Source organism: Streptomyces monomycini, from assembly GCF_022271435.1.
Lineage (GTDB): Bacteria > Actinomycetota > Actinomycetes > Streptomycetales > Streptomycetaceae > Streptomyces > Streptomyces monomycini.
The window spans coordinates 13,530-35,561 of sequence record NZ_JAFIQY010000063.1 but is presented as its reverse complement, the minus strand read 5'-3'; the positions used below and the strand labels follow the sequence as shown (position 1 = coordinate 35,561).

At 73.1% G+C, this 22,032-nt stretch carries 19 protein-coding genes and 1 other RNA gene; 7 read left to right on the top strand and 13 right to left on the bottom strand.

What is annotated here, in order from left to right:
* Positions 1-206: 206 nt before the first annotated feature.
* On the bottom strand, positions 207-797 hold the full coding sequence (locus JXZ78_RS38300; RefSeq protein ID WP_030018029.1) for a YqgE/AlgH family protein: 591 nt from the start codon (positions 795-797) through the stop codon (positions 207-209).
* A gap of 298 nt (positions 798-1,095) precedes the next feature.
* On the opposite strand from JXZ78_RS38300, the gene murA reads away from it, so the two are divergent.
* On the top strand, positions 1,096-2,442 hold the full coding sequence (gene murA / locus JXZ78_RS38295; RefSeq protein WP_030018028.1) for a UDP-N-acetylglucosamine 1-carboxyvinyltransferase: 1,347 nt from the start codon (positions 1,096-1,098) through the stop codon (positions 2,440-2,442).
* A 629-nt stretch (positions 2,443-3,071) separates the two neighbouring features.
* Here murA and JXZ78_RS38290 read toward each other — a convergent pair.
* The 6 genes from JXZ78_RS38290 to JXZ78_RS38265 form a co-directional block, all read right to left on the bottom strand.
* The gene (locus tag JXZ78_RS38290) at positions 3,072-3,353 is read right to left on the bottom strand and encodes an HU family DNA-binding protein (protein WP_004571953.1); all 282 of its coding nucleotides are present in this window, start codon (positions 3,351-3,353) and stop codon (positions 3,072-3,074) included.
* 307 nt (positions 3,354-3,660) lie between these two features.
* Positions 3,661-5,094, bottom strand: coding sequence for an NAD-dependent malic enzyme (locus tag JXZ78_RS38285; protein WP_030018027.1), 1,434 nt, complete (start codon positions 5,092-5,094; stop codon positions 3,661-3,663).
* 479 nt (positions 5,095-5,573) lie between these two features.
* Positions 5,574-7,997: a HelD family protein gene (locus JXZ78_RS38280; protein WP_030018026.1), complete on the bottom strand. Its 2,424-nt coding sequence runs from the start codon at positions 7,995-7,997 to the stop codon at positions 5,574-5,576.
* A 291-nt stretch (positions 7,998-8,288) separates the two neighbouring features.
* Positions 8,289-9,029, bottom strand: coding sequence for an anti-sigma factor family protein (locus JXZ78_RS38275; RefSeq protein ID WP_030025139.1), 741 nt, complete (start codon positions 9,027-9,029; stop codon positions 8,289-8,291).
* The gene (locus JXZ78_RS38270) at positions 9,026-9,514 is read right to left on the bottom strand and encodes a sigma-70 family RNA polymerase sigma factor (protein ID WP_033040398.1); all 489 of its coding nucleotides are present in this window, start codon (positions 9,512-9,514) and stop codon (positions 9,026-9,028) included. Before JXZ78_RS38270 ends, JXZ78_RS38275 begins: the two co-directional genes overlap by 4 nt.
* A 491-nt stretch (positions 9,515-10,005) precedes the next feature.
* The gene (locus tag JXZ78_RS38265; protein WP_033040391.1) at positions 10,006-10,647 is read right to left on the bottom strand and encodes a CGNR zinc finger domain-containing protein; all 642 of its coding nucleotides are present in this window, start codon (positions 10,645-10,647) and stop codon (positions 10,006-10,008) included.
* A gap of 166 nt (positions 10,648-10,813) precedes the next feature.
* Here JXZ78_RS38265 and JXZ78_RS38260 point away from each other — a divergent pair, with 166 nt between their 5' ends.
* On the top strand, positions 10,814-11,590 hold the full coding sequence (locus tag JXZ78_RS38260; RefSeq protein WP_030025136.1) for a class I SAM-dependent methyltransferase: 777 nt from the start codon (positions 10,814-10,816) through the stop codon (positions 11,588-11,590).
* An 85-nt stretch (positions 11,591-11,675) separates the two neighbouring features.
* Here JXZ78_RS38260 and JXZ78_RS38255 read toward each other — a convergent pair whose 3' ends face one another.
* Positions 11,676-12,956, bottom strand: a complete 1,281-nt coding sequence (locus tag JXZ78_RS38255) for a uroporphyrinogen-III synthase (RefSeq protein ID WP_030025135.1) — start codon at positions 12,954-12,956, stop codon at positions 11,676-11,678.
* A gap of 140 nt (positions 12,957-13,096) precedes the next feature.
* The gene (locus JXZ78_RS38250; RefSeq protein ID WP_078624741.1) at positions 13,097-14,533 is read right to left on the bottom strand and encodes a nitrate/nitrite transporter; all 1,437 of its coding nucleotides are present in this window, start codon (positions 14,531-14,533) and stop codon (positions 13,097-13,099) included.
* A 309-nt stretch (positions 14,534-14,842) separates the two neighbouring features.
* On the opposite strand from JXZ78_RS38250, the gene JXZ78_RS38245 reads away from it, so the two are divergent.
* From JXZ78_RS38245 to JXZ78_RS38230, 4 genes are all read left to right on the top strand, one after another.
* Positions 14,843-14,986 (top strand): lasso RiPP family leader peptide-containing protein, encoded by a 144-nt coding sequence (locus JXZ78_RS38245; RefSeq protein ID WP_106968949.1) that lies wholly within the window; start codon positions 14,843-14,845, stop codon positions 14,984-14,986.
* Between the two features lie 190 nt (positions 14,987-15,176).
* A complete protein-coding gene (locus JXZ78_RS38240) occupies positions 15,177-17,054 on the top strand; it encodes an asparagine synthase-related protein (protein WP_030025132.1) in 1,878 nt (625 codons plus the stop codon).
* A 4-nt stretch (positions 17,055-17,058) separates the two neighbouring features.
* Positions 17,059-17,313 carry a lasso peptide biosynthesis PqqD family chaperone gene (locus JXZ78_RS38235; protein ID WP_030025130.1) on the top strand — a complete coding sequence of 85 codons (255 nt, stop codon included), beginning with the start codon at positions 17,059-17,061 and terminating at the stop codon, positions 17,311-17,313.
* Positions 17,310-17,735 (top strand): lasso peptide biosynthesis B2 protein, encoded by a 426-nt coding sequence (locus JXZ78_RS38230; RefSeq protein WP_030025129.1) that lies wholly within the window; start codon positions 17,310-17,312, stop codon positions 17,733-17,735. The genes JXZ78_RS38235 and JXZ78_RS38230 overlap by 4 nt, the downstream gene beginning before the upstream one ends.
* A gap of 153 nt (positions 17,736-17,888) precedes the next feature.
* Here the strand turns inward: JXZ78_RS38230 and JXZ78_RS38225 are convergent, their stop codons facing one another.
* Together JXZ78_RS38225 and JXZ78_RS38220 are read right to left on the bottom strand one after the other, a co-directional pair.
* Positions 17,889-18,416 (bottom strand): DUF4232 domain-containing protein, encoded by a 528-nt coding sequence (locus JXZ78_RS38225; RefSeq protein WP_238783668.1) that lies wholly within the window; start codon positions 18,414-18,416, stop codon positions 17,889-17,891.
* Positions 18,417-18,517: 101 nt separating this feature from the next.
* The gene (locus tag JXZ78_RS38220; RefSeq protein ID WP_030025125.1) at positions 18,518-19,489 is read right to left on the bottom strand and encodes a LysR family transcriptional regulator; all 972 of its coding nucleotides are present in this window, start codon (positions 19,487-19,489) and stop codon (positions 18,518-18,520) included.
* Positions 19,490-19,613: 124 nt separating this feature from the next.
* On the opposite strand from JXZ78_RS38220, the gene JXZ78_RS38215 reads away from it, so the two are divergent.
* Complete coding sequence (locus JXZ78_RS38215; RefSeq protein WP_372498487.1) at positions 19,614-20,921, top strand: MFS transporter; 1,308 nt, start codon at positions 19,614-19,616, stop codon at positions 20,919-20,921.
* A gap of 97 nt (positions 20,922-21,018) precedes the next feature.
* On the opposite strand, the gene ssrA is transcribed toward JXZ78_RS38215, so the two are convergent.
* Together ssrA and smpB are read right to left on the bottom strand one after the other, a co-directional pair.
* Positions 21,019-21,388, bottom strand: a transfer-messenger RNA (tmRNA) gene (gene ssrA, locus JXZ78_RS38210).
* Between the two features lie 134 nt (positions 21,389-21,522).
* The gene (gene smpB / locus JXZ78_RS38205; protein WP_030025121.1) at positions 21,523-22,032 is read right to left on the bottom strand and encodes an SsrA-binding protein SmpB; all 510 of its coding nucleotides are present in this window, start codon (positions 22,030-22,032) and stop codon (positions 21,523-21,525) included.

The window sequence follows — 22,032 nt, the reverse complement described above, 5'->3', positions numbered from 1 at the left end:
GCCCTACGGGTGCGCGCCGGCATTCCCCCACCGGGGGTTTACCCGGGTGGAGCCGAGCGGAATCCGGGTCGCTTGGGGTTCGGGGCTTGGCGCGGGGGTGGGCGTGGGGGTGGGGGTGGGGATGAGTGGCCTACGGGTGCGCGCTTGCACTCCCCCACCGGGGGTTTACCCGGGTGGGGCTGGGCGGAACCCGGGTCGCCGGGGCGTCAGTTCAGGGACGGGTCGTCCGGGTACGTCGCCACCATCGCGAGTTCGTTGCGCTGGCGGCGTAGGACTGCTCGCCAAAGTTGTTCCGGATCCGGGGACGACACGTCGCCCGGTTCGGACTCGACGACGTACCAGGCGCCCTCGACCAGTTCGTCCTCCAGCTGGCCGGGGCCCCAGCCCGCGTAACCGGCGAAGATCCGCAGGCTGCCGAGCACCGTGGAGAGCAGTTCCGGCGGGGCTTCCAGGTCCACCAGCCCTATGGCGCCGTGCACGCGGCGCCAGCCCAGCGGGCCGTCGCCGACCAGCGCGCTCTCCGGGGTCTCGGGGCCGCCCGGCACCACGGCCACGCCGAGGGCCGAGTCCAGCGAAACCGGGCCGCCCTGGAAGACCACGCCGGGCTCCCCGGCCAGGGACGCCCACGGCTGGAGGATGTCGCCGACGCCCACGGGCGTCGGGCGGTTGAGGACCACGCCGAGGGACCCCTCCTCGTCGTGGTCGAGCAGGAGCACCACCGCGCGGTCGAAATTCGGGTCGGCGAGCGCCGGTGTGGCGACGAGCAGCCGGCCGGTGAGCGAGGACACCTCGGTCATGGGGACATGATCCCGCACTTCGGACCGCGGCGGGGAGTCAACTGCGGTACCCGGGCGAGAGCAGCGCAGGGCGTACGACGGCAGCCCCGGCGCACAGGGCGGCGACAGAGGAGACATAGTAGGGCGTAGCCGTACGCAACTGTCCGAATGTCGATTACAGAGCAAAGGCGGACCGTAGCGGAGGGTGTTGTGACAAAGCCATTACACGCCCCGAACCCGCTCCGGCCTACGGGCACCCCCTCCACCGCCCTTACCATTTCCCCTTGGCCCCCTGTCCGTCTCCAGGAACGCGAGATCCATGACCGTCTCTACCGACGACGTACTGCTTGTCCACGGCGGCACCCCGCTGGAGGGCGAGATCCGGGTTCGCGGCGCGAAGAACCTCGTGCCCAAGGCCATGGTCGCCGCGCTGCTCGGCAGCGGCCCGAGCAGACTGCGCAATGTGCCCGACATCCGCGACGTACGCGTCGTACGCGGCCTGCTGCAGCTGCACGGCGTCACGGTGCGCCCCGGTGACGAGGCGGGCGAGCTCATCCTCGACCCGTCGCACGTGGAGAGCGCCAATGTCGCCGACATCGACGCGCACGCCGGCTCCTCGCGCATTCCGATCCTCTTCTGCGGCCCGCTGCTGCACCGCCTCGGCCACGCCTTCATCCCGGGCCTGGGCGGCTGCGACATCGGCGGCCGCCCGGTCGACTTCCACTTCGACGTGCTGCGCCAGTTCGGCGCGACCATCGAGAAGCGGGCGGACGGCCAGTACCTGGAGGCCCCGCAGCGCCTGCGCGGCTGCAAGATCCGCCTGCCGTACCCGTCCGTCGGCTCGACCGAGCAGGTGCTGCTGACCGCCGTCCTGGCGGAGGGCGTCACCGAGCTGTCGAACGCGGCCGTGGAGCCGGAGATCGAGGACCTCATCTGCGTTCTGCAGAAGATGGGCGCGATCATCTCCATGGACACCGACCGGACCATCCGGATCACCGGTGTCGACAAGCTGGGCGGCTACAACCACCGCGCGCTCCCGGACCGCCTGGAGGCGGCCTCCTGGGCGTCCGCGGCGCTGGCCACCGAGGGCAACATCTACGTGCGCGGCGCGCAGCAGCGCTCGATGATGACCTTCCTGAACACCTACCGCAAGGTCGGCGGCGCCTTCGAGATCGACGACGAGGGCATCCGCTTCTGGCACCCGGGCGGCTCGCTGGACGCGATCGCCCTGGAGACCGACGTACACCCCGGTTTCCAGACCGACTGGCAGCAGCCGCTGGTCGTCGCCCTGACGCAGGCGTCCGGCCTGTCCATCGTCCACGAGACGGTGTACGAGTCCCGGCTCGGCTTCACGTCGGCGCTCAACCAGATGGGTGCGCACATCCAGCTGTACCGCGAGTGCCTGGGCGGCAGCGCCTGCCGCTTCGGGCAGCGCAACTTCCTGCACTCGGCCGTCGTCTCCGGGCCGACCAAGTTGCAGGGCGCCGACCTGGTCATTCCCGACCTGCGCGGCGGCTTCTCGTACCTGATCGCCGCCCTCGCGGCGCAGGGCACCTCGCGCGTGCACGGCATCGACCTGATCAACCGGGGCTACGAGAACTTCATGGAGAAGCTCGTGAGCCTGGGGGCGCACGTGGAGCTGCCGAACGGGGCACTGAGCGACTGAGCGCCCGGGCGCCTGGACGCCTGAGGAGGCGCGGCGGGCGCCAGGTCCGCGCACACCCGCCGGGAGGCGGGAAGGGCGGCCGTCCGAGGGACGGCCGCCTTTTTGCTGCGCTCGGGACGTCCACGTCAGCCCGCATATTGTTTGCTGGTGCGAATGGTTGAATTCTGGCTTTCGGGTCGGGTGGCGCTCGCGGGTGGCGTCCCCTGGGATTGCGGTTGCGACGGGCGCGCGAGGGGTGATGTGACGAGGGTGACGCGACGGGGGCGGGGGTGACGGGGGCGGCGTGACGGGGATGCCGTGCACCTGACGGTGACGGGCCGTCCGCATGCCCGCCCTCGTGCCGTCCCCTGTCGGCCGCTCCCCCAAGCCGCTTCTACGCCCCTGTAGAGCAACAGGAGGCATCAGAAGCCCCAAGGGCCCCACGGGCCCCGTCCACGGGCCTTCTGGCCGCCTCCGTGACCGCTGAACGCCGTACTCCGGATGCCGGACGCCGGGACCCCTGGACGCCGGACGCCAGGCGCCGGATACCAGGCGCCGGACGCCGCGCAGACAAAAGGGCGGCCGTCCCCCGAAGGGGACGGCCGCCCTCACGCCTTTGTCACCAGGGGGCCGGTCGGGCCCCCGGCGGCTTACTTGCCCTTGGCGGCTTCCTTGAGCTTGGAGCCCGCGGAGACCTTCACGCTGTAGCCGGCCGGGATCTGGATCGGGTCGCCGGTCTGCGGGTTGCGCGCGGTGCGAGCGGCACGGTGGGTGCGCTCGAAGGTCAGGAAGCCGGGGATGGTGACCTTCTCGTCGCCCTTGGCGACGACCTCGCCGACGGTCTCGGCGAGCGCGGCCAGAACGGCGTCGGCGTCCTTGCGGGTCACCTCGGCACGGTCGGCCAGAGCGGCCACCAGCTCACTGCGGTTCATGTTTGTACTCCCGTGTTCTTCTTGCCAATGAGGCGTGAGATCGAAGCCGATGCTGCCAGGGCCCTTGGACGGTGCCCGGACCCGGGTCTGCTGACAGACCCTCGCGCCCGGATACGCATCCTGCCCCCACCTGCGGCGGTAAAGCCAATCCGGCACCCAGGAGGGTCACACGGAAAGCGCCACTGCCTCAGAGTGGTGACGTCCCGCACCGTGCCCCACCGGGCCGGCCCCGCAGGGCGGCGGCCGTCTGCTGCCCGCCACCCTATGGGGGCGCCGCGGGCCCCGTGCCACGCGACGCGCCGGGCGGTCAGGCCGTCGTGGCGGCCGTCACAGCCTCTCCCGCGGCCTTCGCGGCTTCCTTCACCGCGTCGGCCACCGCGCCCGCGACCTTGTCGTTGAAGACGCTCGGGATGATGTAGTTCGCGTTGCGCTCGTCGTCCAGGACGACGTTCGCCAGCGCGCCGGCCGCGGCCAGCATCATGTCCGTGTTCACCGTACGGGACTGGGCGTCCAGCAGGCCGCGGAAGACGCCCGGGAAGACCAGCACGTTGTTGATCTGGTTGGGGAAGTCGGAGCGGCCGGTGGCCACGACGGAGGCGGTCTGCCGCGCGATCGCGGGGTCCACCTCGGGGTCGGGGTTGGCGAGTGCGAACACGATCGCGCCCTCGGCCATCTTGGCGACGTCGTCGCCGTCCAGGACGTTGGGGGCGGAGACGCCGATGAAGACGTCGGCGCCGACGACGGCCTCCTTGAGGGTGCCGGTCTCGCCCTCCGGGTTGGTGTTGTCGGCGATCCAGCGCAGCGGCGAGTCGGGGTCGGCGTCGACCAGGTCCTCGCGGCCGGCGTGCACCACGCCGTTGATGTCGGCGACGACGGCGTGCTGGACGCCGGCCGCCATCAGCAGCTTCAGGATGGCCGTACCGGCGGCGCCGGCGCCGGACATCACCACGCGGACGTCCTCGAACTTCTTGTCCACCACGCGCAGCGCGTTGGTCAGCGCGGCGAGCACCACGATGGCGGTGCCGTGCTGGTCGTCGTGGAAGACCGGGATGTCCAGGGCCTCGCGCAGCCGGGCCTCGATCTCGAAGCAGCGGGGCGCGGAGATGTCCTCCAGGTTGATGCCCGCGAAGCCGGGGGCGATCGCCTTGACGATCTCCACGATCGCGTCGGTGTCCTGGGTGTCCAGGCACAGCGGCCAGGCGTCGATGCCGGCGAAGCGCTTGAAGAGGGCCGCCTTGCCCTCCATGACGGGCAGCGCGGCCTTGGGGCCGATGTTGCCCAGGCCCAGCACGGCGGAGCCGTCGGTGACGACCGCGACGCTGTTGCGCTTGATGGTCAGGCGGCGGGCGTCCTCGGGGTTGTTGGCGATGGCCTGGCAGACCCGGGCGACGCCGGGGGTGTAGACCATCGACAGGTCGTCACGGCTGCGGATGGGGTGCTTCGACTGCATCTCGATCTTGCCGCCGAGGTGCATCAGGAACGTACGGTCGGAGACCTTGCCGAGCGAGACGCCTTCGATGCCGCGCAGCTTCTCGACGATCTCGTCCGCGTGGGCGGTGGAGGTCGCGGCGATGGTGACGTCGATGCGGAGCTTTTCGTGGCCGGAGGCGGTCACATCGAGGCCGGTGACGGAGCCGCCGGAGGACTCCACGGCCGTGGTGAGCTGGCTGACCGCCGTACCGCTCGCGGGAACCTCCAGTCGCACCGTCATCGAATACGAGACGCTAGGCGCCGTTGCCATGGCCGACTTCCTCTGCTTTCCCTTGTTTCTCTCTGCGCGCCGCTCCGGGGTCCGCGGCGGGATCAGGCCGGAGTGCGAGGACCGATCGTCCCACCTACCAGCCGGTACACGGTAACCAGCCCCCCCTTGCGGAAAGGTTTTTCCACCATACGAGAGCGGCCGGGCGAAAGGAAGACGTGACCGGCAACCGTGGATGAACACCGCGCGAACGCCGACGGGCGCCTCCCGGATTGCTCCGGAAGGCGCCCGTCGTGTGGTTCAGTGACACCGACCCGCCATGCTCGCCTCGCGGCAAGTGGTCGCTCGTAGCGACTATGGTTGGGCCCGGGGGCTTGGATCGGGCCGGTGCCACCACCAAGGCTAACAAACCATCCCTGGAAGCGAATCCCGTCCCGCCACCTTCTTTCGCGGCAGGGCACCGCCGTTCGGCGGACACCCGGAGACACCCGGGGGCACCCACCAGGGACACCCCGGCCGTTTCAGTCCCTGAGCAGGTCCGGCACCCCGTCCTCGTCCGGCTCGTCGCGCGCCCCGGACAGCACGGTCAGCTGCTGGGTGGCCCGGGTCAGCGCCACGTACAGCACCCGCAGTCCGGCCGGCGACTCGTCCGCGATCTCGGCGGGCGAGACCACCAGCGTCGCGTCGTACTCCAGGCCCTTGGCCTCCAGCGAGCCCAGCGCCACCACCCGGTCGCCCAGCTCCGCCAGCCAGCGGCGGGCCTCCGCGCGGCGGTCCATCGCGACGACGACGCCGACGGTGCCGTCCACCTCGTCCAGCAGCTGCCGGGCCGCGTCGCGTACGGAACCGGCCAGGTCGGTCGCGTCGGCGACCACGAAGCGCGGCGTCAGGCCCGTGGAGCGGACCGCCTCCGGGGCTTCCATGCCCGGCATGGCCAGCGCCAGCACGCGCGCCGCCAGCTCCGCGATCTCCGCGGGGTTGCGGTAGTTGACGGTGAGGGTGAAGCGGCGGCGCGGGCGGGTGCCCAGCGCCTCGTCGCGGGCGACGGCCGCCTCGTCCGGGTCGGACCAGGACGACTGCGCCGGGTCGCCGACCACCGTCCACGTCGCGTGCCGGCCGCGGCGGCCGACCATCCGCCACTGCATGGGCGTCAGGTCCTGCGCCTCGTCGACGATGACGTGGGCGTAGTCCGTACGCTCCTCCTCCAGCCGCTCGCGTCTGCCGCGGCCGCCGCCGGACATCCGCTCGCCGTACGTGCTCAGCTCCTCCAGACCGGTGAGCTGGTCCAGCGGGTCGGCGTCGCGGGGCCTGGCGGGCCGGGGCGGCGCGCCGAGGATCAGCTGGAGCTCGTCCAGCAGCGCCACGTCGTGGACCGACAGCGGCCCCTGTCCCTTGTCGTCCAGACGGCTCAGGGAGCGGGCCAGCTTGCGCACCTCGCGCTGGTTGAGCACCCGGCGCGCCCAGCGGCCGAGACGGCGCTCGTCGGCCATGGCCGCCAGCACACCGCGCGGGGAAAGCTCCGGCCACCAGGCGTCCAGGAAGTCCTGGAAGTCCGGCTCGGTGGTGATGTCCTCGTCGAACGCCTGGCGGGCCTCGGCGGCCAGTTCCGGGTCGGTGTAGCGCTTGGCCGCGCCGGACCGGGACCAGAGGGCGTCCAGGATCAGGCGGCGGGCGCGCGGGCGCAGCAGGTTGACCGGCGCGGTGCCGCCGAGGGCGGAGTGCCGGATGCGGTGCAGGTCACGTGCGTCCAGTTCGACGCGGGCGCCGAAGACGACGACGCGCAGCCGGTCCGGCGGTCCGGCGGGGGCCCCTGCGGGCTGGTCGTCCTCTTCGCCGAAGGCGAGCTGGCCGTCGGCAGGCTTGGCGGCGGCCCCCGCGGGCGCCGTCCCGGCCATTTCCAGGGCCCCGCGCGCCGCCTTGCGCAGCAGTTTCTGCATCCGGCTGGAGCCCTTGACGCGGGCCACGGCCGGGGAGTCGTAAGCGGTGGCCTCGGCCCCGTCGACGAGCGAGCCCAGCGCGCGGATGGCGACCTGGCCCTCCTCGCCGAGGGACGGCAGGACGCCCTCGGTGTACGCGACGAGCAGCGGCGTCGGGGAGACGATGAGGATGCCGCCCGCGTAACGGCGGCGGTCCTGGTAGAGGAGGTAGGCGGCGCGGTGCAGCGCCACCGCGGTCTTGCCGGTGCCGGGGCCGCCCTCGACCTCCGTGACGGAGGCGGCGGGGGCCCGGATGACCATGTCCTGCTCGGCCTGGATGGAGGCGACGATGTCGCGCATCGTGTGGCTGCGGGCCCGGCCCAGGGCGGCCATCAGCGCGCCGTCGCCGACCGCGGGCAGCTCCTCGCCGTCCAGCGTCGCGGTGATCTCCGGGCGCATCAGGTCGTCCTCGACGCCCAGGACGCGGCGGCCCTTGGAGCGGATGACCCGGCGGCGTACGACGCGGCCGGGCGCGACCGGGGTGGCCCGGTAGAAGGGGGCGGCGGCGGGGGCGCGCCAGTCGATGACCAGCGGGCTGTAGTCGGCGTCCAGCACGCCGAGGCGGCCGATGTGCAGGGTCTCGGCGATGGCGGCGTGGCCGTCGGCGATCGCGCCGTCGGCGGGTTCGACGGAGGTGTACGCGCCGTCCGGGCCCTTCTTGCCGTCCTTGCCCAGGAGCAGGTCGATCCGGCCGAAGAGGAAGTCCTCGTACTCGGAGTTGAGCCGGTTCAGGTGGGCGCCGGCTTGGAAGACCTGGGCGTCCCGCTCGGCGAGAGCGCCGGGCGTGCCGACCTGGCCGCGTTTGGCGGCGTCGTCCATGAGGAACTCGGCCTCGTGGATCTTCTCCTCAAGACGCTGGTAGACACGGTCGAGATGCTCCTGTTCGGACGCGATCTCGCGTTCGCGTGTGCTGTCCGGCTGTGCGTCGTCGACGGAGTCCGGCGCGTGCGTGGCATTCTGCGCGGCCACCCAGGCCCCCTTCTTCTGTGCGTAGGGCAGCCGTCAACCGTACGCGAACCGGGCACCGGGCGCACCTGACCCAAAGGACGAAATCACCACCGGGCGGGAGCAAACCGGGCACCGTGGGCGGGCGGGTGGGGTGGAATCAGCGGTTCCGTATATGCGGGAGGGGGTCGGGCGGCCGGGCCCCGGCCCCTTGGCCGGGCCCGTCTCGCTCTCAGGGCCGGGCCTGCCGGTCCCGCCCGGCTCTCAGGGCCGGGCCCGCCCGTCACACCCGGTTCTCGGGGCCGGTCCCGCCCGTCACACCTTGATCTCGGCCAGCCGCCTGCCGTCGAGCGTCCGGACCTCGAAGCGGTCGATGTAGGAACGGTTCATCGCCGAACCGCCGTGGGTGTAGAGCGGCTCCTTGTTCCACTTGGCGGCGCCGTCCTTGAGGCCGTAGCCGCCCGGGGGCACCGCCCAGGTCGTCACCGTCTGCTCCGCACCGCTCTTGCCGACCGCGACCAGGTCGCAGGTGAGCGGGCCCTTGACGTTGCCCAGCTTGAGGGCGACGTGGGTACCCCAGGGCTTGCGTTCCATGGAGACGCTGGCGGCGACCTTGGTCACCGGATCGACCGTGCCGGCCTTCTCGCCGTGCTCGTACATCGCGCGGGCGTAGCCCGTCAGGTGCTCCGGGGGCTCGGCGGTGTCCCCCGCGGTCAGCGCGTACGTGGTCAGGGGGCCGCCGACGACCAGTACGGCAGCGGCGGCGACCAGGTAGAGGCGGCGCCGGCGGCGGGCGCGGCTCACCGTGCCGACCTCCTCCAGCAGCCCCGCCAGGAGGCCCGGCCCGGGGGCCGGGGTGACCGCCTCCGGGCCGGGCGCCGACTCCCCCGCCTCGGCGAGCAGCGGCGGCAGCCCCATCAGGCCGTCCAGTTCGGCGGCGCACCGGCCGCAGTCGGCCAGGTGCTCCTCGAAGCGTGCCGCCTCGGCGGCGTCCAGGACGCCCAGCGCGTAGGCGCCGACGTCGGTGTGTGCTACGGGCTCCACGGGCCGCTTCACGCCGTCACTCCTCGTTCTTCGAGCGAGAGCTTCAGGGAGCGCAGGGCGTAGAAGACCCGGGACCGGACGGTCCCGGCCGGCACCCGGAGGACTTCGGCCGCCTCATTGACCGTACGCCCCTTGAAGTAGGTCTCTATCAACGCCTCCCGGTGGGCCGCACTGAGGTCGCCGAGCGCTTCGGTGATCGTCATCAGGCGCAGGGCCCGGTCGATCTCGTCGGCGGCCGGCATCGATTCCAGGGGGGCGGCGTCGACCTCCTGGGGACGTGCCTGACGGCTGCGGTGGCTGTCGATGACGATGCGCCGGGCGACGGTGACCAGCCAGGGGCGGACGGAACCGGTCGCGCGCTGCAACTGGCCGGCGTTGCGCCAGGCCCGCAGCAAGGTCTCCTGCACCACGTCCTCCGCCCGGTGCCGGTCTCCGGCGACCAGGCGCAGCACGAAGGCGAGCAGCGGGCCGGCGTGCTCCTCGTAGAGGGCCCGCATCAGCTCCTCGTCCGGCGCCGTACTGTCTGCCACGACGGCATCCTTGCGCACGCCAACTCCCGGGTCGATAGCGCGGATCGGACATTCGCTGCGCACGGCCATCAGCGCTCGCACGCGTCGCCGGTGTCACTGCCGTCGCCTTCCGCACCGTCGATCACCTCGATCTGCCGTCCGTGGCCGGGCTCGCGCATGTCCGCTCCCTCGTCTCGCATTCCGGGCCGGTCGGGGCCGGAGAAAGGCCCCTTCAGTCAGCAGTACGGGGGCCGGGAAGCCACGACTCAGTACGCGCCGGGTGAATTCCCTTAGGGGCGACGGGGGTTTACGCATACGGGCGCGCGTTTCGCGCGCGGTTCCGCGCGCGCCCTTTCGTGCAACCGTGCGCGGTGGCGACGGTTGGTGGTTTCCCTTTCAAGCTTTCTTACGGCGCAATTTCCGCGCGGCGCGGTGCCCGGACAACTCCGCGGCGTGGCCTTTCGCCCGGCCCCGGCCGACTACGTGTTCGTCGGCACCGTCCGTACGGCGGGGAGCTGAACCCGGTCGTTCACGGCGGGCTGCTGGCCCGAACGGCTCACCGCCCGCCGGCGGTGGCGGGCCACCCGTTCCCGGTTCCCGCACACCTCGCTGGAGCACCACCGGCGCCGCCGCCCGCGCGAGGTGTCCAGGTACACCAGCGCACAGCTCTCGCCCTCGCACTGCCGCAGCCGGCCGCGGGTCCCGGCATCGGTCAGCATCCCTATGGCGTCCCGTGCCACCGCCGCCAGCAGTCCGGCGCAGTCGGGGGGCGCGGCGAGCGCCCGGACGAGGGCGCCGTCGTCGGCGCGTACGGCACGGGCGGGCGGCACCGGGGCGGCGGCCGCCGCCGCGTTGAGCAGGCGCAGGTCACCGTCGGCGGCCCGGTCGCGCAATTCGTCGTGGACCACGCGGCGCAGCAGTTCGCGCAGCATCCGGAAGCGGACGACCCAGCCGCGGTCCACGGCGCCGAGCTGGGTGCTGCCGGGGACGACGCCGGCACCCACCAGCCAGGCCGCCAGTTGTTCGGGGCCGGCCAGCCGTTCGGCGGACCGGCCGGTCGTGGCCATCAGGTCCAGGCAGATCCGCCCGCAGTCGAACCGCAGGTCAAAAGGCGCCGCCATGTGCCCGTCACTCCTTGGGAGACAACCTCTGCCCTATCAGAGTGCCCGGCGCGGCCCCCGGCCGGAACCCTGGCACCGCCGCGCACCGGGCCGCGCCTCCGTATGCGCCGCGTGTATGCATCGCGTGTATGCATCGCATGTATACCTCTGTTGTATAGTCCGTGCCATGTCGGCCAAGACCCTGCTCAAGAACCGCTCCAGCCTGACGCACAAGGTCCGTTACGCGGTCAGCAACCCCGCCCGGATCGCGCCGTACCTCCGCCGTACCGCCCGGGACTCCTGGCTCCGCCTCAAACACCCCGACCACGTCGCGTACTACCGCGCCGTGATGGCCTCCGACGCCGGCCGCAGCCCGGAGGCCGCGGTCGGCAGCCGCAGCCACGAACGCTGGCTGGCCCTGGGCGAGATGCAGTTCACCTATCTGACGGAACACGGGCTGCGGCCCGGCATGCGGATGCTGGACATCGGCTGCGGCAATCTGCGGGCCGGCTGGCGCTTCATCGCCCACCTCGACACCGGCAACTACTACGGCATCGACATCTCGCCGGACATCCTGATAGCCGCGAAGAAGACCCTGGCCACCTACGAGCTGCAGGACAAGGTCCCGCACCTGACCATCACGCAGGACCTGACCTTCGACTTCCTGCCGGACCGGCACTTCGACGTGGTGCACGCGCACAGCGTGTTCTCGCACTCGCCGCTGTCCGTGATCGACGAGTGCTTCCGGCACGTCGGCCGCATTCTGGCGCCCGGCGGGTTCTTCGACTTCACCTTCGACCGCACCGAGGGTGCCGAGCACCAGGTCCTGCGCGAGGACTTCTACTACCGCACCGAGACGCTGCTGGCACTGGCCCGCAAGCACGGGCTGGAGGCCCGGTTCATGGCGGACTGGGAGACCCGGCCGCACGGACAGTCCAAGATCCGGGTGACGAACCCCGCGTAGCGGCGGCGGCTCGGGCGGCCCCCGGACACGGCCGTACGGCGCGGTACGGCCGTAAACGGCGCGGTACGGCCCTACGCACCGTACGTCACCCGTCGCCGTACTTGGCCCCCACCCGCGGGTCGAGCGCCAGCCGGTACCCCCGCTTGACCACCGTCTGGATCAGCTTGGGCGCACCGAGCGCCCCCCGCAGCCGGGCCATCGCCGTCTCCACCGCGTGCTCGTCGCGCCCCGTGCCCGGCAGGGCGCGCAGCAGGTCGGCGCGGGAGACGACCCAGCCGGGGCGGCGCGCCAGCGCGCGCAGCAGCGCCATCCCCGCCGGAGGCACGGGCCGCAGGGCGCCGTCCACCAGGACGGCCTGCCCGCGGATCTCGACCCGCCGCCCGGCGACCGTCAACACGCGCGCCCGCTCCGGAAGTTCGCGGCACAGCAGCTGGACGAGCGGGCCGAGCCGGAACCGTTCGGGCTGGTACGTGGTCACCTCGTGCGCTTCGAGGGGCAGCGCGGTGACCGGCCCGACGCAGGCGGGCAGCACGTCGTGCCGCAGCGCGTCCAGCAGCCCGTCGCGCAGGCCGCGTTCCTCGGCGCGGCGCAGCAGCGAGACGGCGGCCGGCGCGCTGGTGAACGTGATCGCGTCCAGGCCCCGGCCGACCGCCGCGTCCAGCAGCCGGTCGACGGGGCCGATGTCGGCGGGCGGCATCCAGCGGTAGACCGGCACGCCGACCACCTCGGCGCCACCCGCCCGCAGCGACTCCACGAAACCGGGCAGCGGTTCGCCGTGCAGCTGGAGGGCGATCCGGCGCCCGTGCACGCCCTCCTCCAGCAGCCGGTCCAGCACCTCCGCCAGCGACTCGGACCGCGGCGACCACGTCTCCGTCAGCCCGGCCGCGCGGATGGCGCCCTTGACCTTCGGGCCGCGGGCCAGCAGCTCGACGGCGCCGAGCCTGGCGAGCAGCGCCTCGCCGAGCCCCCAGCCCTCGGCCGCCTCGATCCAGCCCCGGAAGCCGATCGCGGTGGTCGCGATCACCACGTCCGGCGCCCGGCCGATCAGGTCCTCGGTGGCGGCGAGCAGTTCCGCGTCGTCCGGCAGCGGCACGATGCGCAGCGCGGGGGCGTGCAGGACCTGGGCGCCGCGCCGTTCGAGCAGGGCGCCCAGTTCCTCGGCGCGGCGGGCGGCGGTCACCCCGACGGTGAAGCCGTCCAGGGGCCGTACGTCCGGGGCGCCGGGCGCGGTGTGCGGGGCGGCGTCCAAGGCGGCGTCCCGGGCCGGGCCGCCGTGCTGCCGCGCGTCGTCCCGTACGCCGTCGTCCCGTACGCCGTCGTCCTGTGCGCCGTCGTCCCGACGTTCGTGGTGCTCGCCCTCGTGCATGGTCCGTCCCTGGCTCGTGCTGGCTCCGGTGCCGCCGGGCACCGGTGGCGGTCCGAGCCTGCCAACCGCCGGTGACAGGCTCGCTCCCGCAGTATTTCCCAGCTGTTACGGACCGCCGCGGCCGCCCGGCGCGGCGCGCGTCACACCTCCGCGAGCGCGGGCGCCGCCGCCTCCGGGTCCCGTACGGCCACGGTGGCCGCCGTACGCCTCAGGTATACGGCCCAGGTCACCGCGGAGCACAGTGCGTAACAGCCGAGGAAGGCCACGAACGCCGGGGTGCCGGTACCCCCGGCCTGGAAGGACTGGCGGAAGGCGAGGTTGACGCCGAGTCCGCCGAGCGCGCCGACGGCGCCGGTCAGTCCCATCGCCGCGCCGGACAGCCGCCGTCCGTGGGCCGCGGCCGCCTCCCCCGTCAGGCCCTTCGCCAGCGCCTTCGCCTGGAAGATGCCGGGGATCATCTTGTACGTGGAGCCGTTGCCGAGTCCGCTGAGCACGAACAGGACGACGAACCCGGCGAGGAAGACGTCCAGCGAGTGCCGCGCCGACGCCACGGTCACCACGCCGGTGGCCAGCGCCATCGCCGCGAAGGTCGCCAGGGTGACGCGGGCGCCGCCGTACCGGTCCGCCAGCCGGCCGCCCACCGGCCGCACCAGGGAGCCGAGCAGCGGACCGAGGAAGGTCAGCGACGCCGCCTGGAGGGGCGTGCGGGCGAACTGCGTCTGCAGGACCAGGCCGAAGGCGAAGCTGTAGCCGATGAACGACCCGAAGGTGCCGACGTACAGGAGCGAGACGATCCAGGTGTGCGGGTCGCGGGCGGCGTCCCTGGCCGCTCCGGTGTCGTTGCGCACCGGGCGCAGGTTGTCCATGTACCGGGCCGCCAGTACGGCCGCGGCCACGATCAGCGGGAGGTAGACCGCGAGCACCAGCCGCGGGTGCGCGGCGCCGGCCGTGGCGATGACGAGCAGGCCGAGCAGCTGGACGACGGGGACGCCGATGTTGCCGCCGCCCGCGTTGAGCCCGAGCGCCCAGCCCTTCTTCCGCAGCGGGTAGAAGGAGTTGATGTTCGTCATGGACGAGGCGAAGTTTCCGCCGCCGATCCCCGCCAGGGCCGCGACCAGCAGGAAGACGGTGTACGAGGTGCCCGGCCGCAGCGCGTACGCCGCGGCGGCGGTGGGGACCAGCAGCAACGCCGCGGTGAACACCGTCCAGTTGCGCCCGCCGAACCGCGCCACCGCGAAGGTGTACGGCACCCGCAGCACCGCCCCCACCAGTGTCGGCACCGCCACCAGGAAGAACTTCCCGGCCGCGTCGATCCCGTACTCGGGCCCCAGGAACAGCACCAGCACCGACCACAGGCTCCACACGGAGAAACCGATGTGCTCGCAGACGATGGACAGGACGAGGTTGCGCCGGGCGATCCGCCGCCCGTGGTCGCGCCAGAAGGTCTCGTCCTCCGGGTCCCAGTGTTCGATCCAGCGGCCCGCTCCCCGGGCGGGGGCGCGGGCCGCCGTCCCGTCCGGGGCCGTTCCTGTACGCGTCGTCGCGTCGGTGCCTGCTGTCGCGTCGGTGCCTGTCATCGCGTCTCCCCGCTTCCGGTTGGCGCCGTACCGCGACGCTAGGAAGGGCGCGTTTCCCCTCTGTGGCGGTGCGTGACCGCCGCGAAACCTTGCGCTCACCGCGTCCGGGAGCGCGCGGTGAGCGGGGAACGCGCTGGTGGCGCACAACCGCCGGAGGTTACGCCAGTGCACCCCGTGCGCCCCCGACATCACTCGTTAGGGGCAATGGCAGGGGGCATGGACCCTGGCAACATCTCCCTTGGATGCGTTGAGTAACCACACGAGTACCGAGAGTGCCCGTGCCGTGATCGCGGGAAGGGGACGCAGCTGATGCAGGACGTACAGGAACGTGCCGAGGCGACCGAGTACGAGGCGCCGGAGCTGGCCGAGGCTGGTCGCTTCACCGAGCGGACACTGGGGTTCACCGGTGAACACTCCGACAACTGGGGCGGGATGCACAGCACCTTCTGGTGACCTGCGGGCCCGGCCGCGCCGGCCTCCCCCGGTCCGGCGGTCCCTGCCCGGTCGCGCACCGCCCGCCCCGGCAGGGGCCGCCCCCACCACGGCCGGACAGCCTCCCGTACCGGCCCGCTCCCAGTCCGGAACCGACCATGCACACCATGTGCCGCACGCCCGCACCGCACGCCAGGGGTGGTAAGTCATCGTGGATTTCGTCGTCTTCCCCGACCATCCCGCGACCGGTCCGCTGTGCCTGAACCTGCGCCGGGACCCCTCCGTGCGCACGGTGCGCCACCCCTCCGGGCGCCCCTGGATCATGGGGCACTGGACCGATGACGAAGCCGTCGCGGCCGCTTCGGGCCCGGACCGGCTGCTGCTGCTCGGCACGACCTCGGCCGACGCCGAAACCCTGGGCCGGATGCTGCGGCGCCTGCGCAGCCTGGACGACCTCGACACCCGGGTCCGCGAACTGCCCGGCAGCTTCTTCCTGCTGGCCGCGATGGGCTCCCGTACCCGGTGCCAGGGCAGCCTGTCGACGGTCCGGCAGCTGCACCACGCGGGCGTCAACGGCGTCACGGTCGCCGGCAGCCGCCCGCAGGACCTGGCGGCGCTGGCCCGCGAGGCGGCCGCCGCCGGCCTGCCCACCGGCGCGCCCGGCCTCGGCTCGGTCGACGAGGAGAGCCTGGCGCTGCGGCTGCTCGTCCCGTTCGCGCCCTTCCCGCTCGCCCAGCGCCCGGTCTGGCGGGCGGTGCACGCCGTGCCGCCGGGCCACTGCCTGACCCTGGGCGCCGACGGGCGGCACGGCACGGCGCGCTGGTGGCGGCCCCCGCGGCCCGACCTGTGGCTGGAGGACGCCGCCGAATCGGTACGGGACGCGCTGACCGAGGCGGTACGGGTGCGCACCCGCCGCCCGGCGCTCAGCGCCGACCTGTCCGGCGGCATGGACTCCACCAGCCTGTGCTTCCTCGCCGCCCGGGAGGACACCCGGCTGATCACCACGGCCTGGGTCTGCCGGGACGAGACCAACGACGACAACGTGTGGAGCGACCACGGCGCGGCCCTGCTCCGCGCCGCCGAGCACCTGCCCCTCCCCTACGCCGACGCGCCCACCTGGTACACACCTCCGCCGCCCGCGCACACCGACCCGGCGGGCCCGCTCGCCGTGATCCGGGAGAGCGCCCGGCTCACCCACCAGGCGCGCGTCGTCGCCGCCCGCGGCTCCCGTACCCATCTGGTCGGCGTCGGCGGCGACGAACTGTTCTCCCCGCGCCCGGTGGCGCTGAACTCCCTGGCCCGTACGGACTTCCGGTCCGCCGCCCGGCGCGCGTGCGCGGCCCGCCGCCTCGGCCGCTGGACGCTGGTGGACACCCTGCGCACCCTGTTCGGCGGCGTCCCGTACCCGCAGTGGCTGGAGTCCTGCGCCGACCGGATCGTGCCCGGTGTGCGGTCCGGCGACAGCGGCGCCGACTGGGAGGTCGTACCGGCCATGCCGCCGTGGGCGCACCCGGACGCGGTGTCCACCGTGCGCCGTCTGGTGCGCGACGCCGCCGCCGCGGAGCCCGAGCCCTTCGCGCCGCTGCGCTGCCAGCACGAGACGCTGCGGGCCGCCGCCCGTGCCGGGGAGATCGTGCGCGGCGCGGCCGCCCTGACCGCGCGGCACGGCGTCACCTTCGAGGCGCCGTTCCTCGACGACACCGTCATCGAGGCCGCGCTGACCGTGCGCCTCGTGGACCAGGTCGCCGTCGGCTCGTACAAACCCCTGCTCAGCGCGGCCATGCGCGGGATCCTGCCGGACGCGGTACGGGCCCGCGGCACCAAGGGCGAACACAGCGCCGAGGTCTACGCGGGCCTGCGCCGCCACCGCCGGGCCCTGTCCGCGCTCTGCGACGACTCACGGCTCGCCGGGCTGGGGCTGATCCGGCCCGAGGTGCTGCGCACGACCCTGACCTCGTTGCAGCCGCTGGCCCACACACTGCACCCGCTCGATCCCACCCTGGCCGCCGAGTACTGGCTGCGCTCCCTCCAGGAGACGCAGGCACCCGTCCCGGACCGCCCCACCGTTCCCGCCGCGGAAGGAGCCTGACCCGATGTTCGCCCTCGCCCCCCACGTCAGCAGCGTGCGCACCCCCGGAGGCATGGTGCTGCTCAACGCCCGTACGGGCCGCTACTGGCAGATGAACAACACCGGCGCCTTCGTCCTGGAACACCTCCTCGCCGGCGGCACCTGCGCGTCGGCCGCCGACGAGCTGCGCAACCGCCATCCCTCGGCGGCGGACCGGGTGGCCGCGGACGCCGTCGCCCTGCTGGAGTCGCTGAGGTCGGCGAAGCTGGTGACCTCGTGAGCATCCCGGTCGCCCTGGGCGTGCCCGCGCGCCTGTCCTTCGCGGAACGCTGCGCCGCCCTCGGCTGTGTCGCCGTGGCCCGCCTCCTGACGCGCTGCTCGCCCCGCTTCCTGTGCCGCGTGCTGGAGGCCGTACGGCGCGGTGCGCGCCCCGCCACCGAACCGGAGGCCGTGCGCGCCCGGCACGCCGTCGTCACGGTCAGCGTGCGCTGCGCGGGCAACGGCTGCCTGCAACGCTCGGTGGCGACCGCCCTGTTGTGCCGCCTGCGCGGCCGGTGGCCCCAGTGGTGCACGGGCGTCCGTACGGAACCGTTCCGTGCCCACGCGTGGGTGGCGGTGGACGGCCGTCCCGTGGGCGAGCCCGACGACACCCGGCTCTACCAGCCGTTGCTGAGCGTGCCGCCGGGAGAGCCGGTGGCATAGCCACAGCCGGAGACCCGGTGGACGGACGCGCCTCCGGTCAGCCGAGCGGGGGCTCGACGTACGGCTCCGGGCTGGTCAGCCGGCCGGGGGCTCGGTGTACGGCTTCGCGCCCGGTCAGCCGGCCAGGCCCGGCGTGCGGCCACGGCGGTCCGGTCAGCCGGACGTCTCCCGCGGCGGTGCCATCCGGATGACGTCGCCGCAGACGTCCATCCCGGTCTCCCGGCCCTTCTCGTCCTGGATCGGCGCCATCGCGTCGCGGCCGGTGTCGCGGGGTGCCGCCGCCACGGCGTGGCCGTTGGTGAAGCAGTCGTCGAGAGCCGGTCGCTCGCCCGCGGGGTCCCGGTACTGGAAATCGATCACGACGCTCCCGCCACGGGGCAGGCCCACCGGCCGGGTCCGGCCCTGCCCGACGCCGTTCGCGAAGGGCCCCTTGCCGAGGAACACCCGAAAGGCCGGGTAGCCGCCGAAGACGCATTTCCCGGAGCCGGTGTTGACCGCCGAGAGCCGGCCTTCCCGGTGCGTGCTGCGCGGCTTCTTCTTCAACACCGTGACCTGCCACTTCAGGTCCTTGGTCGTGCATTTCGCGTGCAGCGCGTCGACACGCGGTTCGTCACAGGCGACCAGGCCACCACTCAGGGCGAGTACGGCCAGGGCCGCCACGGTCAGCGGGCGCTTGCGCACGGGACCCCCTCGACGTCCGGCTGCGGTTCCTGACGCCCATAGGGAGGGGCTCCGGCGCTCACAGGTTGCTCATACGGCGGAAATCCGGCAGCCAGCGGCAGTCATCGGCCATCCGCCATCAACGCCGCGTCCTCGTCCGGCAGCCACACCGGTCCCTCCGGCCACCGCAGCCACCCCCGTTCGACCGCCAGCCTCCGGCCGGCCGCCCGCAGCGCGTCCAGCCCCGCATGGCGCAGGCCGCGCCGCCACACCAGGGACATCGGCGAGAGCGGCACGGGGTCGGTGACCGGCCGCAGCGCCATGCCGGGCACGTCGATGAACTCGACGCTGGCCAGCACCGACCAGCCCTGCTTGCGCACCACCCGCATGAACTCCGCCGACCCCTCGATCTCCGGGAACGGCGCCGCCATCGCGATGCCCCGCCCGGCGAAGAGACGCGCGGCGAGATCGGTCCACTCGGCTGTGTGCGGGTTCCCGGCCCCGGCGTAGAGGGTCTCGCCCGCGAGGTCGGCCAGGCGCACGGCGGGGCGGGCCGCCAGCGGGTGGGCCGCGTCCAGCAGGACGGCCATCGGCTCGTACCGTACGGGCTGGTGCTCCAGGCGGGCCCGGACGGCCGGGGGCAGCCCGGCGACCCGCCCGAAGGACACGTCCAGCTTCCCGGCGGCGAGTTCGGCCGCCGCGCCGGTCAGACCGCTGTGGTAGCGCGCGACGAGTTCGGGGGCGGGGTCCAGGCGGCGGGCCTCCTCCAGGACGGCGTGTGCCGTCCCGAGGGGGACGCTGACGTCGACCAGCAGCGGGCGGTCGTCGGGGACGCGGAAGGCGGCGGACAGGTCGTCGTGGGCGGCCAGCACCCGGCGCGCGTACGGGAGCAGCCGGGCGCCGTCCTCGGTGAGGGCGACCCGGCGCGTCGTACGGTCGAAGAGGTCGGCGCCCACCTCCCGTTCCAGCCGCCGGATGTCGCGGCTCAGTGCCTGCTGCGCGACGTACAGCCGGGCGGCGGCGCGGGTGAAGTGCAGTTCGTCGGCGACTGCGGTGAAGGCGCGGAGCAGGCGCGGGTCGAGGTCTCGGGACACGCGCACATCGTGCCACCGGGGCGTGCGGGGGCCGGACGCCCCGACGCCATTGGCAACGGAACTGCGTGAATGCGCGCACTTCAGGTGTTGGACGGGGAACGTTGCGCGCGGCGACGGTAGTTGTGTGATCCTCTTCCTCGCCGCCCGGCCCGTGACCGCCCCGCCCGTCCGCCCCGTGCCGCCGCCCGCCCGCCGTCGGCACCGCCGCTCCCCCGCCGCGCTGCGGCGCGTACTCGGGCCGTACGGACGGATTTTCGCCGTCCCCGGCGCCCGCGCCTGCACTGCCGCCAACCTCCTCGCCCGGCTGCCCATGGGCATGTTCGGCGTCAGCGCGATCCTGATGATCGCCGGGACCCGCGGCTCGTACGCGCTGGCCGGTGCGGTCACCGCGACGGGCCTCGCGGCGACGGCGGTCGCCGGGCCGTGGACGGCGCGGCTGGTCGACCGGTACGGGCAGGCCAAGGTCGCCGTCCCCGCGACGGCACTGGCCGTGCTCGGGTCGCTGGCGCTGCTGCTGTGCGTCCGCTTCGGTGCACCGTCCTGGACGCTGTTCGCCGCGTACGCCTGCACCGCGACCACACCGAACACCGGCGGCATGGCGCGTGCCCGCTGGGCCCACCTCCTGCGTGACGACCCGCGCGCGCTCCACACCGCCAACTCCTTCGAGCAGGCGGCGGACGAGGTGTGCTTCATGCTCGGGCCGGTGCTGGCCGCCTTTCTGTGCACCGGGCTCTTCCCGGAGGCGGGCACGCTGACCGGCGCGGTGCTGCTGCTGACGGGCGTGCTGCTGTTCGCCGCCCAGCGCCGTACGGAGCCGCCGGTCGCGCCCGCGTCCGCCCGCCACGGCGCCGGACGGCTGGTGACATCGCTGCTGCCCCTCCTGCTGACGTTCCTCGCCACCGGCGCCGTCTTCGGCTCGCTGGAGGTCGTCACGATCGGCTTCACGGACGCACACGGACAGCGTGCCGCGGCGGGCGCGCTGCTCGCTCTCCAGGCGGCCGGGTCCTGCGCGGCGGGCCTGCTGTACGGGGTGCTGCGCCCGGCCGGGCCGGCGGACCGCCGCTTCGTACGGTGCGTCACCGCGATGGCCGCGCTGATGTGGCTGCCGTTCGCGGCGGCGGGCGCGGGCGGCGGGGTCCTCCTGGCGGCGGCCCTGCTGCTCGCCGGGATGGCCACGGCACCGACCATGGTCACCGGGATGGGACTGATCCAGTCCCGGGTACCGGCCGGCCGCCTGAACGAGGGCATGACGCTGGCCGTGACCGCGCTGCTCACCGGCATCGCGGCGGGCTCGGCGGGCGGCGGCTGGGCCGTGCAGCACCTGCCCGCCGGGACCGCCGCAGGCTACACCGTGCCCGCCGCGGCGGCCGCCCTGGCCCTGACCGCGGCCGCCACCGCCCATGCCGTACGGGCCGCCCGGCGGCCCGTGTGAGGGCCCGGCAACGGCGAAGGCCCCGCTGCCTGGGCAGCGGGGCCTTCGCCTCACATGGGGTGACGGGTCCGGGGGCCGGGGCCTCCGGTTCTCCGTCGAGTGGAGATGGCGGGAATCGAACCCGCGTCCAACGGTGCGGAAACAGGGCTTCTCCGAGCGCAGTCCGCTGCGATTTTCTCAGCCCCGGAGATCTCGCGGACAAGTCTCCGACGGGCTCAGTCACTGTTTGATTTCCTTCCAGGGCCCGTGACCGGACCTAGAAGTTTAGTTCCCTAGCTGATGCCAGGATCCGGGTCGGGAACACCCCCGGGCTGACACTTCGCAAGTCGCTACTTAGGCAGCGAGGGCGAAGGAATCGCGCTTGGTGTTGGCGATTATTTTTTGCGACATATGGTTTACGAGATCATTGCCGCTTCCTCGGCTCGCTTCCCCTGCTTCGACATCCGCTGTCGAAACCGATCATCCCCATGTTGTTTTTTCAAGGTGGTGCCTGCACCGGCGTGCGGTGCGTAGCCCATCGTACGTGACCAACGCGCGACGATGCCAGCGTATTCCTGCCCGGCGGCGGGCCGCGCCACCGCTCGGGCCCGCGCGCGGCCGCTCAGGCCCGCTCGCGCCGCTTGGCCGCCGAGATCGCCCGGTGCGCCTCACGCCGGTCCTGCTGCTCACGCAGCGTCTGCCGCTTGTCGTACTCCTTCTTGCCCTTGGCCAGCGCGATCTCGACCTTCACGCGGCCGTTCGTGAAGTACAGCGACAGCGGCACGATCGTGTGGCTGGTCTCCTGCGACTTCGACTCCAGCTTGTCGATCTCCAGGCGGTGCAGCAGCAGCTTGCGCTTGCGGCGCGCGCTGTGGTTGGTCCACGTGCCCTGGGCGTACTCCGGGATGTGCACGTTGTGCAGCCACGCCTCGCCGCGGTCGATCTGCACGAAGCCGTCCACCAGGGACGCCCGGCCCTGGCGCAGCGACTTGACCTCGGTGCCGGTCAGCACCAGCCCGCACTCGTACGTGTCCAGGATGAGGTAGTCGTGCCGCGCCTTCTTGTGCTGGGCGATGAGCTTGCGGCCGGTACCGTCGTCCTTCTTGTTGTTCTTCTTGTTCGTCTTGGCCAT